The organism is Tepidimonas aquatica (assembly GCF_007556585.1).
GTDB lineage: Bacteria > Pseudomonadota > Gammaproteobacteria > Burkholderiales > Burkholderiaceae_C > Tepidimonas > Tepidimonas aquatica.
Genome location: NZ_VJNA01000001.1, coordinates 104044 through 120688, shown reverse-complemented (window position 1 = coordinate 120688; position 16645 = coordinate 104044). Strand labels below are relative to the sequence as shown.

The window sequence follows — 16645 nt, the reverse complement described above, 5'->3', positions numbered from 1 at the left end:
AGGAGGGGGTCGACTTGACAGCCGACCGACCTCAGGTGGCACGGCTGATGGTGATCGTGGGGAACTTGCTTGAATAATCCTTGGCGCGCGCGGCCACCGCCAGCGCCACCTGGCGCGCCACCGCCTTGTACTGCGCGGCCAGCTCGCCGTCCGGGTCGGCCACGACGGTGGGGCGGCCGCTGTCGGCCTGCTCGCGGATGCTGCGGTTGAGCGGCAAGGCCCCCAGGTACGGCACCCCCAGCTCGGCGGCCATGCGCTTGCCACCCTCGGCGCCAAAAATATGTTCGGCGTGCCCACACTGCGGGCACACGTGCACGGCCATGTTTTCGACGATGCCCAAAATCGGCACGTTGACCTTTTGGAACATCGTGATGCCCTTGCGCGCGTCGAGCAGCGCAATGTCTTGCGGGGTCGTCACGATCACCGCGCCAGTGAGCGGCACGCGCTGGCTCAGCGTGAGCTGGATGTCGCCGGTGCCGGGTGGCATGTCCACGATCAGGTAGTCCAGGTCCTGCCAGTTCGTCTGGCGCAGCAGTTGCTCCAGCGCCTGCGTGGCCATGGGGCCGCGCCAGATCATGGCTTCGTGCTTGTCCACCAAAAAGCCGATCGACATGACCTGCACGCCGTAGTTGACCAGCGGCTCCATCGTCTGCCCATCGAGGCTTTCGGGGCGACCTTCGATGCCCATCATCATCGGCTGGCTGGGGCCGTAGATGTCGGCGTCGAGCAGGCCCACGCGGGCGCCTTCGGCCGCCAGCGCCAGCGCCAGGTTGACGGCCGTGGTGCTTTTGCCCACGCCCCCTTTGCCCGAGGCCACCGCCACCACGTTGCGCACCTGCGGCAACAACGCCACGCCGCGCTGCACCGCATGCGCCTGGATGCGGGTGGTGATTTGCACCGACACGTTGCCCACCCCCGGCACGCCACGCGCTGCCGCCACCAGCTGGCAGCGCAGCGCGTCGTGCTGGCTGCGCGCCGGGTAGCTCAACTCGACCTCGAACGCCACCTCATCGCCGTGGACCTGCAGGTTTGTCAGCGCCTTGGTGGTCACGAAGTCTTTGCCGGTGTTGGGATCGACCACAGCTTGCAGCGCCTGCAGCAGGGCCTGGGTGTCGATGCTCATGGATGCCTCGCTCCTCGCGTGGGTGATGGATGGTTGCGAAAGGAATAGTCTAGCCGCTGGCACCGCAGGTCTCCGGGGCTCAGCCCGCGGATGCCCTCAGTACAATCCGGGATTCTTTCACTAGCCCCTTGCGTGCTGTCCATGAGCCACCGCCGTCTGTTCGTCACCGCCGCGCTGCCCTACGCCAACGGCCACTTCCACATCGGCCACATCATGGAGTACATCCAGGCCGACGTTTGGGTTCGAACACAGCGCCTGCTGGGCCACGAGGTGCACTTCGTTGGCGCCGACGACGTGCACGGTGCCCCGATCATGATCGCCGCCGAAAAAGCCGGCAAAACGCCCCAGCAGTTCGTGGCCGAGATCGTGGCCGGGCGCGCGCAGTACCTGGACGGCTTTCACATCCGCTTTGACAACTGGCACAGCACCGACGCGCCTGAAAACCACGCGTTGGCGCAATCGATTTACCTCGCCCTCAAAGCGGCCGGCCTGATCGAGCTGCGCACGATCGAGCAGTTTTACGACCCGGTCAAGGGGATGTTCTTGCCGGACCGCTACATCAAGGGCCAATGCCCGCACTGTGGTGCGCCCGACCAGTACGGCGACGCCTGCGAAGCCTGCGGCGCCGTGTACAGCCCCACCGAGCTGCGCAACCCGACCTCGACGCTGTCGGGCGCCACGCCCGAGCTGCGCCAATCGCAGCACCTTTTCTTCAAACTGTCCGACCCGCGTTGCGTGCAGTTTTTGGAGGAATGGACCAGCACCCCCGGGCGGCTGCAGCCCGAAGTGGTCAACAAAGTTCGCGAGTGGTTCACCGTCGGCGACGACGGGCGCGTGGGTCTGAGCGATTGGGACATCTCACGCGACGCGCCGTACTTCGGCATCGAAATTCCCGACGCTCCGGGCAAATACTTCTACGTCTGGCTCGACGCCCCGATCGGCTACCTGGCCAGCCTGAAAAACCACTTCGACAAGGGGCAGGCCGCCTCGCATTGGCACCCGCCCTCGCGCACCACCCAGAGCTTCGAGGAGTTCATCGCCGACCCGGCGGTGGAGCAAATCCACTTCATTGGCAAGGACATCGCCTACTTCCACACGCTGTTTTGGCCGGCGATGCTGCACTTTGCCGGCCGCAAAACACCCACGCACGTGTTCGTGCACGGCTTCATCACGGTCAGCGGCGCCAAGATGTCCAAAAGCCGCGGCACCGGCATCGACCCGCTGCGCTACCTGAAGCTGGGCCTCAACCCCGAGTGGCTGCGCTACTACCTGGCCGCCAAACTCAACCCGCGCGTCGAAGACGTCGACTTCAACCCGGACGACTTCGTGGCGCGCGTCAACAGCGACCTGGTGGGCAAATACGTCAACATCGCCGCGCGCGCCGCCGGCTTCATCAGCAAGCGCTTTGACGGGCGGCTGGGCGCCATCTCGCCCGACGGCGAAGCGCTGCTGGACACGCTGCAGTCGGCGCTGCCCGCCGTGGCCGAGCTGTGGGCCGAGCGCGAGTACGGCAAGGCCGTGCGCGAGATCATGCAACTGGCCGACCGCGTCAACGCCTATGTGGACACCAACAAACCGTGGGAGCTGGCCAAACAGCCCGAGCTGCAGGAGCGGCTGCACGACGTGTGCACGACCTGCATCGAGGCGTTTCGCGTGCTGACCGCGATGCTCAAGCCGGTGCTGCCCGCCACCGCCGAGCGGGTGGAGGCCTTCCTGCGCTGCGCGCCGCTGGACTTTGCCAACGCCGGCCAGCCGCTGGGCGCCGGGCACACGATCGCGCCGTACCAGCACCTGATGCAGCGCGTGGACGCGCAGGCGCTGCAAGCGCTGTTCGAACCGCCCGCGCCACCCAACCCGCCCATGGTGCCAGCGTCCGGCGGCGACACGGCGGCGGCCACGCCGGGTGGCGAGCCCATCGCCCCCACCATCACGATCGACGACTTTGCCAAGGTCGATCTGCGCATCGCGCGCATCGTGGCCTGCGAGCGTGTGGAGGGCTCCACCAAGCTGCTGCGGCTAACGCTGGACGTCGGCGAGGGGCGCACACGCAACGTCTTTTCCGGCATCGCCAGCGCCTACGCGCCCGAGCAGCTCGTCGGCAAGCTCACCGTGCTGGTGGCCAACCTCGCGCCGCGCAAGATGAAGTTTGGCCTCAGCGAGGGCATGGTGCTGGCCGCCAGCCACGCCGATGGCGCCGCCCACCCCGGGCTGTACATCCTGGAGCCCCACCCGGGCGCCGAGCCGGGCATGCGCGTGCGCTGACGGCGCGCGGGCGTATACTTGGGACACCGTGACGACCGCGTGCCCCCAGCACCGCAACCAGCCGCCGCGCGGACTGACCGCGCGGCGCCGGTTCATCACGCGGCTGCGTCATTGCGGACCTCCACGCGCGGGCCAACATCGCCCTCCGTTGGTATTGCACGCATGTGGAGGTTCCCTATGGCCCGCTGGGCACTGCATCCCTTTCACCCCCGCCTACTTGATGACCTGCGCACCTACAACCGCGCGCGCCTGCTGCGCGACCTGGGCGCTGGTGTAACCGTCGGCGTCGTTGCGCTGCCGCTGGCCATGGCGTTTGCCATCGCCAGCGGTCTGCCCCCCGAGGCCGGCCTGTGGACCGCCATCGTGGCGGGCCTGATCATCGCGCTGCTGGGCGGCACGTCGGTGCAAATCGGCGGTCCGGCGGGCGCCTTCATCGTCATCGTCTATGGCATCGTCGAGCGGCACGGCGTCGGCGGGCTGCTGGTGTCCACCTTCTGCGCGGGGCTGCTGCTGTTTGCCATGGGCTGGCTGCGCCTGGGGGTGCTGGTGCGCTTCGTGCCGGTCAGCGTCGTCATCGGCTTTACCAACGGCATCGCGGTGCTCATTGGGCTGTCGCAGTTGCGCGACGCGCTGGGGCTGCAAGTGGCCAAGATGCCGGCGGATTTTTTCGGCATCCTGCACACGGTGGGTGGGGCGCTGTCCACGGTCAACCCGTACTCGGTGGCGCTGGCGAGCCTGTGCGTGCTGGGGCTGTTCGTGTGGCCGCGGCTGTGGGCCACGGATTCGGCCTTTCGCCAGCGGCTGGACGCGCTGGAGGGCGTCAGCGCGCTGCGCGCCACCTCGCGTCTGCCGGCGCCAGTGGTGGCCCTGGTCACCCTGTCGCTGCTGGCCTGGGCGCTGCAGTGGCCGGTGGACACGATCGGCAGCCGCTTTGGCAGCATCCCGCAGGGGCTGCCCGCGCTGGTGTGGCCCGACGTGTCCTGGCAAACCGTGCGCCAGCTCGTCACCCCGACGCTGACCATCGCCTTGCTGGGCGCGATCGAGTCGCTGCTGTGCGCGCGGGTGGCCGACCAGTTGCACGGCGGCCGCAAGCACGACCCCAACCAGGAGCTGATGGCGCAGGGCATCGCCAACGCGGTGGTGCCGTTCATCGGTGGCATGCCGGCCACGGGCACCATCGCGCGCACGGTCACCAACATCCGCGGCGGGGCCACCAGCGGCGTCGCGGGCATGGTGCACGCGGCGACGCTGGCGGCCATCGTGCTGCTGGCCGCACCCCTGGCGCGCCATGTGCCGCTGGCCGTGCTGGCCGGCATCTTGCTGTTCGTCGCCTGGAACATGGGCGAGTGGCGCGAGTTTGCGCGCCTCAAGCACTTCAGCCACCACTACCGCCTGATGCTGCTGAGCACCTTTGCCGTGACGGTCATCTTCGACCTCACGGTGGCGGTGGAGCTGGGGCTGGTGCTGGCGGTGGCGCTGTTCGTACGGCGGCAAAGCAGCCTGTTTCGCGTCACGCTCAACCGCGTCAGCCCTGGCCGCATCGAGGCCCACCTGTACGGCTCGCTCTTTTTTGGCGCCGTCACCAAGCTGGACGCGCTGACCGACGCGGTGGAGCAGGCCGCCGACGGCGTGGACGTGCGGCTCGACGCCAGCGATCTGCAGTTGCTCGACACCACGGGGCTGGACGCGCTGGAGGGGGTGCAACAAGCCATCGCACGCTGCGGCGGCCGCTTGTCCATCGACGGCCTGCACGAGCAGCCGCTGTCGCTGATGCGCCGCAGCGGTTTTCTGGATCGCCTGCACGCCTGGTCGGCTTGGCAGCGTCCGGCCCGCGCCGCCGACCCGACGCCGCATGCGGCCACCCCAGCCGACGATCGTGCCGCGCCCCTAGAATGATGGCTGCACACCTCAACCCCTTCACGACCTGTGCCATGAACCTGCTCGGTTTGCCTGACTACGTCTCCGACGCCACCCAGTTTCTCAACGAGCTCAAGCGCGCCAAGCCGCAGTTGGAGGCCGAGCAACGCGCCGGCCGCGCGCTGCTGTGGGACCGTCCGCAAGACCGCGACTTTGCCCGCCAGGCCCAGGCGGCGCGGGTACCGCAAAAACCCTACGTGTACCAGACCGAACCGTCGTTGCGGTGAACGGCGGCGACGCCACCCTGCCCCCCACCCACGATGAGGGTGCGACGGTCGCCACCGTCGACCAAGTGGCTTTGGCGCGCCTGTACGGCGAGCCCTTGTTCGCGCTGCCGCAGGACCTGTACATCCCCCCCGACGCGCTGGAGGTCTTTCTGGAGGCCTTCGAGGGGCCGCTGGACCTGCTGCTGTACCTGATCCGGCGACAAAACTTCAACATCCTCGACATCCCGATGGCCGAGGTCACGCGCCAGTACCTCGGCTACGTGGAACAGATCCGCCAGCGCAACCTGGAGCTGGCCGCCGAATACCTGCTGATGGCGGCCATGCTGCTGGAGATCAAGTCGCGCCTGCTGCTGCCCCCTGCGCCGCGTGAGGACGGCGAGGACGAGCCTGAAGACCCACGCGCCGAACTGGTGCGCCGGCTGCTGGAGTACGAGCGCATCAAACTCGCCGCGCAAGCGCTGGAAACCCTGCCGCAACACGGACGCGACTTTTGGTGCGCGCATGTGCCGTGGGCGCCGTCGACCGCCCCGAGCTGGCCCGAGGTCGAGGTTGACGAGCTGCGCGCGGCCTGGGCCGCGGTGGTGCGCCGCGCGCGCCTGGTGCGGCACCACACCATCCAGCGTGAGGCCTTGTCGGTGCGCGAGACGATGAGCCAGCTGCTGCGGCGGCTGCAAGGCCAGCGCTTCGTCGAATTCGACGCCCTGTTCGGGCCCGCGCGCGGCGTGGCGGTGGCCGTCGTCACCTTCGTCGCGTTGCTGGAGCTGGGCAAGGAGGGGCTGGTGGAACTGACGCAGGCCGAGCCCTACGCACCCATCTACGTGCGCCTGACCTATACCCCCACCTGATGCCACGGGCCGGCGATGCTAGCATCGCAGCCTTGCCGACCATGAACACCCAGGCCACGACCACCCACGTTTACGACGCCCTCATCATCGGCAGCGGCTTGGCCGGCCTGTCGACGGCGCTGCTGCTGCCGCCGCACTGGCGCGTGGCCATCGTCACCAAGCGCGGTATCGCCGACGGCTCCAGCGGCTGGGCGCAGGGCGGCATTGCGGCCGTGCTGGGCGAAGGCGACAGCTTCGAAGACCACGTGCGCGACACCCTGGTGGCCGGCGCCGGGCTGTGCGACGAGCGGGCCACACGCTTCGTCGTTGAACACGCGCCCGAAGCCATCGGCTGGCTGCGCGCGCTGGGCACCCCCTTCACCCAGGAAGGCGACCGGTTGCACCTGACGCGCGAAGGCGGCCACAGCCACCGGCGCATCGTGCACGCCGCCGACGCCACCGGCGCGGCGGTGCAGCAGACCCTGATCGAGCGCGTGCGTGCCGCCCCCAACATCGACGTGTTCGAGACACATGTGTTGGTCGACCTGGTGCTGAGCGACCGCCATGCCACCGTGCCCGAGCACCCGCGCCGCGTGCTGGGCGCCTACGTGCTGGACGAAGCGCGCGACGAAGTGGACGTGTTCGTCGCCCCGCACACCGTGCTGGCCACCGGCGGTGCCGGCAAGGTGTACCTGTACACCTCCAACCCCGACACCGCCACCGGCGACGGCATCGCCGCCGCCTGGCGCGCCGGCTGCCGCGTGGCCAACATGGAGTTCATCCAGTTCCACCCCACGTGCCTGTACCACCCCAAGGCCAAGAGCTTTTTGATCAGCGAGGCCGTGCGGGGCGAAGGCGGCATCCTGAAGCTGCCGCCGCACCTGGGCAGCCGCCGCTTCATGCCGGACCACGACCCGCGCGCCGAACTCGCCCCGCGCGACATCGTCGCGCGCGCGATCGACTTCGAGATGAAGAAGCACGGCATCCCGTGCGTGTACCTGGACATCTCGCACCAGCCGTCGGCCTTTTTGCACGAGCACTTCCCCAACATCCTCAAGCGCTGCGCCGAGCTGGGCATCGACATCACGCGCGAGCCGATCCCCGTGGTGCCGGCGGCGCACTACACCTGCGGCGGCGTGGTGACCGACCTGCGCGCGCGCACCGACCTGCCGGGCCTGTACTGCGTCGGGGAAGCCAGCTACACCGGGCTGCACGGCGCCAACCGCCTGGCCAGCAACTCGCTGCTGGAGTGCCTGGTGTTTGCCCGCGCCGCCGCGCAGGACATGGTCGCGCACCCGGCGCCACCGCCCATCACCGTGCGCCCGTGGGACGACAGCCGCGTCAGCGACGCCGACGAGCAAGTCGTCATCAGCCACAACTGGGACGAGCTGCGCCGCTTCATGTGGGACTACGTCGGCATCGTGCGCACCGACAAGCGGCTGGAACGCGCGGCCAATCGTATCGAGCTGCTGCGCAGCGAAATCCACGAGTTCTACGCGCGCTTCCACGTCACGCGCGACCTGCTGGAGCTGCGCAACCTGGTGCAGGTGGCGGACCTGATCGTGCGCTCGGCCCAGCAGCGCAAGGAAAGCCGCGGCCTGCACTACAGCCGCGACTACCCCTATACCCTGCCCGAGGCCCGCCCCACCATCCTGGTGCCCGACCCCCGATGACACCCCCGCGCACCCCCTGGACGGCCTACGGCGCCCTGGCCGCCAGCATGGCGCTGGTGGGCAGCTACGTGGCGCTGTCCAAACCGCTGCTGGCGGCGATGCCGGTGTTCGTGCTGGCCTGGCTGCGCTACCTGATCGGTGCGGCCGCCATGCTCCACTGGTTGCGCCGCCCGGCGCACGAGCCGCCGCTGACGCCGCACACCCACGCGCTGCTGTTCGTGCAAGCGTTGCTGGGCAATTTTTTGTTCACCCTGTGCATGCTGTACGGTGTGCGGCTGACCACCGCCAGCGCCGCCGGCGTCATCATGGCCGCCATCCCCGCCATGGTGGCGCTGCAATCATGGTGGTTGCTGCGCGAGCGGCTCGACGCGCGCTCGCTGGGCGCGATCGCGCTGGCGGCGCTGGGCATCGGGTTGTTTTCGCTGGACAAAGGCGCCGCCACGCCCGCTGCCGCACAAGGCACCTGGCTCGGGGTACCGCTGCCGCTGTGGGGCAACCTGCTGGTGCTGGCGGCAGTGGCGTGCGAGGCGGCCTACGTCGTCATTGGCAAACGCCTCACCGGGCGGCTGGCCCCCAAGCGCATTGCGGCGCTGATCAACCTGTGGGGGCTGGTGTTGATGACGCCGCTGGGTGCCTGGGCGGCATGGAGCTACGATTGGAGCCGCATGAGCCTGCCGTTGTGGGCGCTGCTGGTGTTTTACGCGCTGGCGGCCAGCGTATGGAGCGTGTGGCTGTGGATGACCGGCCTGCGCCACGTGCCCGCAGCCCGCGCCGGTGTGTTCACCGTGATGCTGCCGATCAGCGCCGCCACGATCGGCGTGCTGGTGATGGGCGAACGCCTCACGCCGGTGCAATGGGGTGCTTTCGCGCTGGCGCTGGTCGGCCTCGTCGCAGCCACGTGGCCGGACCGCGTTACGTCGCGCACCACAGACCGGTCGGCTGGGTGATCCCCATCCACAGCGCCCAGCCCGACGTGGCCGCCAACGCCAAGCCGGCCAGCCGAATGCCCCAGCCACCGGAGCGCGCCTGGGTCAACCGCAGCAGCAGCCAAGGCCCCGCGGCCAGCGACACCGCCGTGCCCAGCGCAAAGCTGGCCATGATCAGCGCCCCCTGCCACACCGACGCCGACAACGAGGCCACCAGCAGCGCCGAATACAGCAACCCGCATGGCATCAACGCCCACCCCACACCCAACACCACCGGCGCACGCGGCCCCAGACGCGCCAGCACCGGCCGAGCACGCCGCCACACGGCCTGCGCCCAGCCGTCGACGAACGCCGGCTGGCGCGCCTGCACCACCAGCGCCAGCCCCAACAGCAACGCCGCCACGTGCAGCATGGTCCACAAGGGGCGCAGCACCACGGTGTTTTGCCCCAGCCAGCCCATGCCTTGCACGGTGCCCCCGGCCAGCGCCCCCAGCAGCGCGTAGCCAGCCACCCGGCTGGCCTGCCACGTCCACAGCGCACGCTGCGGGTGCGGCCCGGCCGCGCGCGCGATGCCGGCGCACGCGGCCCCGCACATGGCCACGCAGTGCGGCCCCCCTACCAGGCCCATCACCAGCGCGGATACGGTCATCGAAGCAAGCATGGCTGGGATCGTAATGCAGCGGCGCTGGGCAGGGCGGCCTCGCCGCGGATGCCCCCGCGCCGCGCGGGCCGCTGTCAAATGATCTTGGAAAAGCGCGCGCGGTCCTGGTCCAGCTGCAGGTAGCGGTCGAACACCATCGCAATCGCGCGCACGACGTACCAGCCGGTCGGCGTCACCTCAAGGTGCGTGTCGTGCACCCGCACCAGTCCCCACTCGGCCATCTCGCGCAGCTGCTCCAACTCACGGGCGAAATAGACCCGGAAGTCCACCAGGTGCGCCAGGTTGATCGACTCGAAGTCCACCAGCCCTTGGCACATGATGGCCATGATGACGCTGCGGCGCAGCACATCGTCGCGGCTCAGCACGATGCCGCGGATGATGGGCAGCTGCCCCTGGTCGAGCGCGTCGTAGTACTCCTCCAGCGTTTTGGTGTTTTGGCTGTAGGTGGCCCCCACCCGTCCGATGGCCGACACCCCCAGCGCGATCAGGTCGCAGTCGGGCTGCGTGCTGTAGCCCTGGAAGTTGCGGTGCAGCCGCCCCTGCCGCTTGGCCACGGCCAGCGCGTCGTTGGGCAGCGCGAAGTGGTCCATGCCGATGTACTCGTAGCCGGCGGCGCTGAGCATGTCCAGCGCCAGCGCCAACATGGCCAGCTTGTCGGCGGCGCTGGGCAGCTCCGCCGCCACGATGCGCCGCTGCGGCTTGAAGCGCGCCGGCAGATGCGCGTAAGCGTACAGCGCGATGCGGTCGGGACGCAGCTGCTGCACCTGCTCCAACGTGCGCCGCAGCGATTCCGGCGTTTGCTGCGGCAGCCCGTAGATCAGGTCGACGTTGACCGACTCGAACCCCAGCTCGCGCGCCGCCGCCATCAACGCAAACACCTGCTCGGCGGGCTGCACGCGGTGCACCGCTTTTTGCACCGTTGGGTCGAAATCCTGCACCCCGAAGCTCAGGCGGTTGAACCCCAGCCGCTGCAGGTGCGCCAACCGCTGCTGCGTCACCGTGCGCGGATCGATCTCGATCGAGTACTCGCCGCCCGGCACCAGCTCGAAGTGGCGCTGCAACATCCCCATCAAATCGGCCAGCTCGTCGTCCGACAAAAACGTCGGGGTGCCACCACCCAGGTGCAACTGGCTGACGCGGTGCCCCCGGCCGAGATGGCGGGTTTGCAGCTCCAACTCATGCCCAAGGTAGCGCAGGTACTCGGTGGCACGTTCGTGGTGGCGCGTGATGATCTTGTTGCACGCGCAGTAGTAGCACAACGACGCGCAAAACGGGATGTGCACGTACACCGACAGCGGCAGCGCCAACGACCCGGCGCGCCGTTGCTGCAGTGCCTGGATGTAGTCCCGCTCGCCAAACGCCTCGACAAAACGGTCCGCGGTCGGGTACGACGTGTAGCGCGGACCTGGAATATCGAAGCGGCGCAGCAGGCTGGGCTCGATGACGTGTTTCACAACAAGTACGACTCCTTGGGGTATGAACTGTGCCGCAGCGCCCCACGGGGCCTGTTGACGTGGGTCAAACAGCCTGCCACGGCGCCGCGCCCAAGGTCGGTGGCGCTGCGGCGGCACAAGGCAGCGATCACGGTTATCATCCCACCAACGTTCGCCACCGCTGCGCCCATGGACCTGCATTCGATCAAAGTCGCCTGTTCCAGCTGCAACCTGCGCGAGCTGTGCATCCCCGTGGGCCTGTCGACCGATGAGATGGCGCAGCTGGATGACCTGATCAGCACCCGGCGCCGCGTGCGCCGAGGCGCGACGCTGTTTGCCGCCGGGGACGCGTTCACGTCGTTGTACGCGGTGCGCTCAGGGTTTTTCAAAACCGTCATCAACACGGCCGACGGACGCGACCAGGTCACGGGCTTTCAGATGGCCGGTGAAATCCTGGGGCTGGACGGCATCGTGCAGGACAAGCACTCGTGCTCGGCGGTGGCGCTGGAAGACGCCGAAGTGTGCGTGCTGCCGTTTGACAAGCTGGAAGCGTTGTCGCGCGAATTCAGCACGCTGCAGCACCACGTGCACCGCATCATGAGCCGCGAGATCGTGCGTGACCAAGGCGTGATGTTGCTGCTGGGCAGCATGCGCGCCGAGGAGCGGCTGGCGGCGTTTTTGCTCAACCTGGTGCAGCGGCTGCACGCGCGGGGCTTTTCGCGCTCCGAGCTGGTGCTGCGCATGACGCGCGAGGAGATCGGCAGCTACCTCGGCATGAAGCTGGAGACGGTCAGCCGCACGTTTTCGCGCTTTCAGGACGAAGGCATCATCGAGGTGCGCCAGCGCTACGTGCGCATCCTAGAGCCGCAGGCCTTGCAGGCCATCGTCAACCAGGGCGAGCCGCTGTAGGCGCCGCGCGGCCGGCCCAGCACGCCGTCGCCCCTCCCCGCTCTCGGGGCGCCCTCGCCTACCTCGAGTTCGCCGCCGAGCTGGAGCGGCGCCTGGGCGTGGCCGCCCCGCTCGCGGAGGCGCACTGATGGCGGCGGGCAAGCGCAAGGGGCTGGGGCGCGGGCTGGACGCACTGCTGGGCGCGCCGACGGCGGTGGAAGAGGCGCTGCGCAGCGTCGACATCGACTGCATCGACCCCGGCCGCTACCAGCCGCGCACGCGCATGGACCCTCAGGCGCTGCAAGAGCTCGCTGCCTCGATCCGCGCCCAGGGCGTGATGCAGCCGCTGCTGGTGCGCCCCGTGGGCGAGCGCTACGAGCTCATCGCCGGCGAGCGGCGCTGGCGTGCCGCCCGCATGGCGGGTCTGCTGGAAGTACCCTGTCTCGTGCGCGAGATTCCGGACGAGGCGGCGCTGGCGATGTCCCTCATCGAGAACCTCCAGCGTGAAGACCTCAACCCCTTCGAAGAAGCTCAAGGGCTGCAGCGGCTCATCGACGAATTCGGCATGACCCACCAGCAGGCGGCCGAGGCCGTCGGGCGCAGCCGCTCGGCGGTCACCAACCTGCTTCGCCTGCTGCAACTGGCCGAGCCGGTGCGCGAGCTGCTGATGGAGGGGGCGCTCGAAATGGGCCACGCCCGGGCACTGCTCGCGCTTGCCGTGCCGCAACAGGTGGAACTCGCCCGCCGCGCTGCGGTGCAGGGCTGGTCGGTGCGCCAGACCGAGCGCGCCGTGCAGGCGCTGCTTGCTCCGCCCGCGCCCAAACCCGAAGCGGTGAAAGACCCCGACTGGCGGCGGCTGGAAGAGGCGCTTTCCGAACACTTCGGCGCGCCAGTCCTCATCAAGCGCCGCCGCGACGGGCGCGGCACGCTCGAGATCTCCTTCGCCGACGACGACACGCTCGAGGGCCTGCTCGAACGCCTGGGCGTGCGGGCCTGAACGGTCAACCCGCCGCTTGCGCGGGGGGGCTGCCCATCTCGCGCAATTTGCGGTAGAGCGTGGCGCGGCTGATGCCCAGGCGCCTCGCCGCCGCCGTGCGGTTGCCGCGGCTTGCGACGAGCGCCCGCTCGATCGCGGCGCGTGACAGGGTTGCCAGTTCGAACGCTTCTTCCCCTGCGGGGGAAGTGAGCGGCGTCGTTCCGGGCGATCGTTTCAGCGCCGCCGCGAGCCCTTCGGGCAGCGCTTCCCAGCCGATCGCCATTTCTTCCTCATCCACCAAGGCCGCGGCCACGCGCAGTGCCTGCGCCAGTTCCCGCACGTTGCCCGGCCAGGAATAGGCCGCGAACGCGGCGGCCACCTCGGGCGCGAGCCTCAGGTCCCGGTCCGGCGCGCAGGCGCGCAGGATGCGCTCCACCAGCACGGGTAGATCGCTGCGCTCGCGCAGCGGCGGCAAGGTGAGCGTCAGACCCGCCAGCCGATAGTAGAGATCGGCACGGAATCGCCCCGCCTCGACTTCTGCTGGCAGGTCGCGGTGTGTGGCCGCGATGAGCGCAAACTCGACGCGCACCGGTTTTCCGCCCAGAGGCACGACCTCCTTCGTCTCCAGCACCCGCAGCAGTCGCCCCTGCAGCGCGAGCGGCATGTCGCCGATCTCGTCGAGAAAGAGCGTGCCGCCGTGCGCCTCGCGGATGCGCCCGAGGCTCCCCTCGCGGCGCGCGCCGGTATAGGCGCCGGGGGCATAGCCGAAGAGCTCGGCCTCGATGAGCGCTTCCGGTAACGCGGCGCAATTGACTGCCACGAACGGTTTGTCGCGCCGCGGCGAGCTGCGATGGAGGGCTTGGGCGAAGAGTTCCTTCCCCACGCCGCTCTCGCCGCGCAGCAGGATGGGGATGTCCTTGTCGAGCACCCGACGGGCCTGGGCGATGACCCGGCGCAGCGCCTCGTCGCCGGTGTCGAGCTCGGCCAAGGCATCGTTGGCCGGTGCAGGATCGGCGCGGCGGATCACGACGCGCGCGCGGCGTCCTTCGAAGCGCGCATAGAGGGGATTGCCCTGCGGATCGTACAGCAGCACCGGTTCGTCGCCGCGCGGCACGGGGGCGGCGCGGCGGAAGAGCCGTTCCAGTGGCACCGCACCAAGCTCCTCGTGCCGTAGAGAAAAAAGGCGGCGGGCAGCGGAATTGGCTGCCACCACGCGACCGTCGTCGTCCACGCAGACGATGGCGTCATCGACGAAGCTGCCCAGGGCGTGCGCATCGCGATGCAAATGGATGCGCAGGCCGCGGTGGCGGGCGGCGATGGCGTGATTCTCGATGAGGCGAACCGCGGTATTGACCAAGGCGCGGGTGTGCGGATGGTGGTCGTGCCAATCGCAGGAGACGTCGAGCACCGCCACCAAGCGGCCAGTGCCGTCGAAGATGGGGGCGGCGGTGCAGGCGAGAAATTCGTTGCAGCTCAGATAATGCTCCGGCCCCAGCACCTCGACCGGCGCCCCTTCGGCGATCGCCGTACCCACGGCGTTGGTGCCGCGCACGCCTTCGTGCCAGATCGCACCGCGGGCCAGGTGGACCCGTTGCGCGCGTTCGAGGAAGCGCGGATCGCCGCTCGTCTCGACGATGACGCCCTCTGGGTCGGCCAGTACGAGGATGCTGCGTCCAGCGCCGAGATCCCAGAAGACGCTCTCGAATACCGGGCGGGCGTAGCGCAGCCATTCTTCCAATCGTTCGCGGGCGGTGGTGAGTCGAGGCGTATCGACCAGACTCTCCTTGACATCAGGATGTCGATCGCATGAAAGGCCTTTTGCACGGCAGCGCTGCCACGAGCGCACGATCTCGGGTGCCAGGTGCAGCGCGGTGAGCTCTCCCCGTTCGATGAACGTCTGACGGGCGAGTGCGACCGATTCCAGCGATGGAGTCAGCATGGTCATCCTTCGTCCCTCCTTTTCCATGCTTGTATGACTGTTTTTCTTGTTGATTCGTCGAATCTGAGACGATGAGACGGTCGATGTCTCATTTTGCGACGTCTCGCTGAGACAGCATAGCAAAAAAATCCTTGGATCAATGGATAAAGAGGTTCGTTTCAGGATTGGCACGATGCTTGCAATCTCGTCTTGCCTGCGCCTTGGCAAGGGCGCATGGAGTTTTCCATCGGTTTCCTACCATCAGAAGAGGAGAGCAGCACATGACTTATCCGTTCCCTGGCGATCCGTCCGCCCCGGTCCAGTTCAAGGCCAAGTACGACAACTTCATCGGCGGCAAATGGGTGCCGCCCGTCAAGGGGCAGTACTTCGACAACATCACGCCCATCACTGGCAAGGTGTTCTGCCAAGCGGCGCGCTCCACGGCCGAAGACATCGAGCTCGCGCTCGATGCCGCGCATGCCGCCAAGGAAAAATGGGGCAAGACCCCGCCGGCGCAACGCGCCCAGGTGTTGCTCGCGATTGCCGATCGGCTCGAGCAGAACCTGGAAAAACTCGCCTACGCCGACACGGTGGACAACGGCAAGCCGATCCGCGAAACCCTTGCGGCCGACATTCCGCTCACCGTCGATCACTTCCGCTACTTCGCCGGCTGCATCCGCGCCCAAGAAGGGACGCTCTCCGAGATCGACGAAAATACCGTCGCCTACCACTTCCACGAGCCGCTGGGCGTGGTCGGTCAGATCATTCCCTGGAACTTCCCCATCCTGATGGCGGCCTGGAAACTCGCCCCGGCGCTGGCGGCTGGCAACTGCGTGGTGCTCAAGCCCGCCGAGCAGACGCCCGTGAGCATCATGGTGCTCATGGAGCTCATCGCCGACATCATTCCGCCGGGCGTGGTCAACGTCGTCAACGGCTTTGGTCTCGAGGCGGGCAAGCCCCTGGCCACCAGCCCGCGCATCGCCAAGATCGCCTTCACCGGCGAGACCACCACCGGCCGGCTCATCATGCAGTATGCCAGCCAGAATCTCATCCCGGTCACGCTGGAGCTCGGCGGCAAATCGCCCAACGTCTTCTTCGAGGACGTGGCCGCGGCCGACGACGACTTCTTTGACAAGGCAATCGAAGGCATGGTGCTCTTCGCCCTCAACCAAGGCGAAGTGTGCACCTGTCCTTCGCGCGCCCTCATCCAGGAGTCGATCTACGACAAATTCATGTCGCGCGCCCTGGAACGCGTCAAGGCGATCAAGCAGGGCAACCCGCTCGATCCGACGACGATGATCGGGGCGCAGGCTTCCTCCGAACAGCTGGAGAAAATCCTCTCCTACCTCGACATCGGCAGGCAAGAGGGGGCGCAGTGCCTCATCGGTGGCGAACAGGCCAAATTGCCCGGGGAACTCGCCGGCGGCTACTACGTCAAGCCCACGATCTTCAAAGGGCACAACAAGATGCGCATCTTCCAGGAGGAGATCTTCGGCCCCGTGCTGGCCGTGACCACCTTCAAGGACGAAGCCGAAGCGCTCTCGATCGCCAACGACACGCTCTACGGCCTTGGCGCGGGCGTGTGGACGCGCGACGGCAGCCGGGCCTATCGCATGGGCCGCGGCATCCAAGCCGGTCGGGTGTGGACCAACTGCTACCACCTCTATCCGGCGCACGCCGCCTTCGGCGGTTACAAGCAGTCCGGCATCGGCCGTGAGAACCACAAGATGATGCTGGAGCATTATCAGCAGACGAAGAACCTACTGGTGAGCTACTCGCCGAAGAAACTCGGTTTCTTCTAATAGGGATAGGGGGAG

Annotated in this window: 13 protein-coding genes; 9 read left to right on the top strand and 4 right to left on the bottom strand. The window is 68.1% G+C overall.

What is annotated here, in order from left to right; translation table 11 throughout:
- Window positions 1-31 precede the first annotated feature (31 nt).
- Window positions 32-1123, bottom strand: coding sequence for an iron-sulfur cluster carrier protein ApbC (gene apbC / locus Taqua_RS00570; RefSeq protein WP_144324111.1), 1092 nt, complete (start codon window positions 1121-1123; stop codon window positions 32-34).
- 141 nt (window positions 1124-1264) lie between these two features.
- On the opposite strand from apbC, the gene metG reads away from it, so the two are divergent.
- From metG to Taqua_RS00540, 6 genes are all read left to right on the top strand, one after another.
- Complete coding sequence (gene metG, locus Taqua_RS00565) at window positions 1265-3385, top strand: methionine--tRNA ligase (RefSeq protein ID WP_144324110.1); 2121 nt, start codon at window positions 1265-1267, stop codon at window positions 3383-3385.
- A gap of 177 nt (window positions 3386-3562) precedes the next feature.
- On the top strand, window positions 3563-5281 hold the full coding sequence (locus tag Taqua_RS00560; RefSeq protein WP_144324109.1) for a SulP family inorganic anion transporter: 1719 nt from the start codon (window positions 3563-3565) through the stop codon (window positions 5279-5281).
- A 35-nt stretch (window positions 5282-5316) separates the two neighbouring features.
- Window positions 5317-5529: a DUF3460 family protein gene (locus Taqua_RS00555; protein ID WP_132962861.1), complete on the top strand. Its 213-nt coding sequence runs from the start codon at window positions 5317-5319 to the stop codon at window positions 5527-5529.
- The gene (locus tag Taqua_RS00550) at window positions 5526-6374 is read left to right on the top strand and encodes a segregation and condensation protein A (RefSeq protein ID WP_246094554.1); all 849 of its coding nucleotides are present in this window, start codon (window positions 5526-5528) and stop codon (window positions 6372-6374) included. The genes Taqua_RS00555 and Taqua_RS00550 overlap by 4 nt, the downstream gene beginning before the upstream one ends.
- 41 nt (window positions 6375-6415) lie before the next feature.
- On the top strand, window positions 6416-8026 hold the full coding sequence (gene nadB, locus Taqua_RS00545; protein ID WP_144324108.1) for an L-aspartate oxidase: 1611 nt from the start codon (window positions 6416-6418) through the stop codon (window positions 8024-8026).
- Window positions 8023-8973, top strand: a complete 951-nt coding sequence (locus tag Taqua_RS00540) for a DMT family transporter (protein ID WP_246094553.1) — start codon at window positions 8023-8025, stop codon at window positions 8971-8973. The genes nadB and Taqua_RS00540 overlap by 4 nt, the downstream gene beginning before the upstream one ends.
- Here Taqua_RS00540 and Taqua_RS00535 read toward each other — a convergent pair.
- Window positions 8939-9601, bottom strand: coding sequence for a sulfite exporter TauE/SafE family protein (locus Taqua_RS00535; RefSeq protein WP_342780887.1), 663 nt, complete (start codon window positions 9599-9601; stop codon window positions 8939-8941). The genes Taqua_RS00540 and Taqua_RS00535 overlap by 35 nt on opposite strands.
- 86 nt (window positions 9602-9687) lie before the next feature.
- Window positions 9688-11067 (bottom strand): oxygen-independent coproporphyrinogen III oxidase, encoded by a 1380-nt coding sequence (gene hemN / locus Taqua_RS00530; protein ID WP_246094552.1) that lies wholly within the window; start codon window positions 11065-11067, stop codon window positions 9688-9690.
- A gap of 168 nt (window positions 11068-11235) precedes the next feature.
- Here hemN and fnr point away from each other — a divergent pair, with 168 nt between their 5' ends.
- Together fnr and Taqua_RS00520 are read left to right on the top strand one after the other, a co-directional pair.
- Window positions 11236-11955, top strand: coding sequence for a fumarate/nitrate reduction transcriptional regulator Fnr (fnr, locus tag Taqua_RS00525; protein WP_144324105.1), 720 nt, complete (start codon window positions 11236-11238; stop codon window positions 11953-11955).
- A 124-nt stretch (window positions 11956-12079) separates the two neighbouring features.
- Window positions 12080-12931, top strand: a complete 852-nt coding sequence (locus Taqua_RS00520) for a ParB/RepB/Spo0J family partition protein (RefSeq protein WP_221933902.1) — start codon at window positions 12080-12082, stop codon at window positions 12929-12931.
- Between the two features lie 4 nt (window positions 12932-12935).
- Here the strand turns inward: Taqua_RS00520 and Taqua_RS00515 are convergent, their stop codons facing one another.
- Complete coding sequence (locus tag Taqua_RS00515; RefSeq protein ID WP_144324103.1) at window positions 12936-14855, bottom strand: sigma-54-dependent Fis family transcriptional regulator; 1920 nt, start codon at window positions 14853-14855, stop codon at window positions 12936-12938.
- A 254-nt stretch (window positions 14856-15109) separates the two neighbouring features.
- Here Taqua_RS00515 and adh point away from each other — a divergent pair, with 254 nt between their 5' ends.
- Entirely contained in the window at window positions 15110-16630 is a 1521-nt protein-coding gene (gene adh, locus Taqua_RS00510) for an aldehyde dehydrogenase (protein WP_144324102.1), read from the top strand.
- The last annotated feature ends 15 nt before the right edge of the window (window positions 16631-16645 follow it).

What these genes read in the sequence shown, in the direction of transcription:
- metG (WP_144324110.1), top strand. Translation starts at nt 1,265, where the DNA reads ATGAGCCACCGCCGTCTGTTCGTCACCGCCGCGCTGCCCTACGCCAAC.
- Taqua_RS00535 (WP_342780887.1), bottom strand. Translation starts at nt 9,601, where the DNA reads ATGACCGTATCCGCGCTGGTGATGGGCCTGGTAGGGGGGCCGCACTGC.
- fnr (WP_144324105.1), top strand. Translation starts at nt 11,236, where the DNA reads ATGGACCTGCATTCGATCAAAGTCGCCTGTTCCAGCTGCAACCTGCGC.
- adh (WP_144324102.1), top strand. Translation starts at nt 15,110, where the DNA reads ATGACTTATCCGTTCCCTGGCGATCCGTCCGCCCCGGTCCAGTTCAAG.
- Taqua_RS00555 (WP_132962861.1), top strand. Translation starts at nt 5,317, where the DNA reads ATGAACCTGCTCGGTTTGCCTGACTACGTCTCCGACGCCACCCAGTTT.
- Taqua_RS00560 (WP_144324109.1), top strand. Translation starts at nt 3,563, where the DNA reads ATGGCCCGCTGGGCACTGCATCCCTTTCACCCCCGCCTACTTGATGAC.
- Taqua_RS00540 (WP_246094553.1), top strand. Translation starts at nt 8,023, where the DNA reads ATGACACCCCCGCGCACCCCCTGGACGGCCTACGGCGCCCTGGCCGCC.
- Taqua_RS00515 (WP_144324103.1), bottom strand. Translation starts at nt 14,855, where the DNA reads ATGACCATGCTGACTCCATCGCTGGAATCGGTCGCACTCGCCCGTCAG.
- nadB (WP_144324108.1), top strand. Translation starts at nt 6,416, where the DNA reads ATGAACACCCAGGCCACGACCACCCACGTTTACGACGCCCTCATCATC.
- apbC (WP_144324111.1), bottom strand. Translation starts at nt 1,123, where the DNA reads ATGAGCATCGACACCCAGGCCCTGCTGCAGGCGCTGCAAGCTGTGGTC.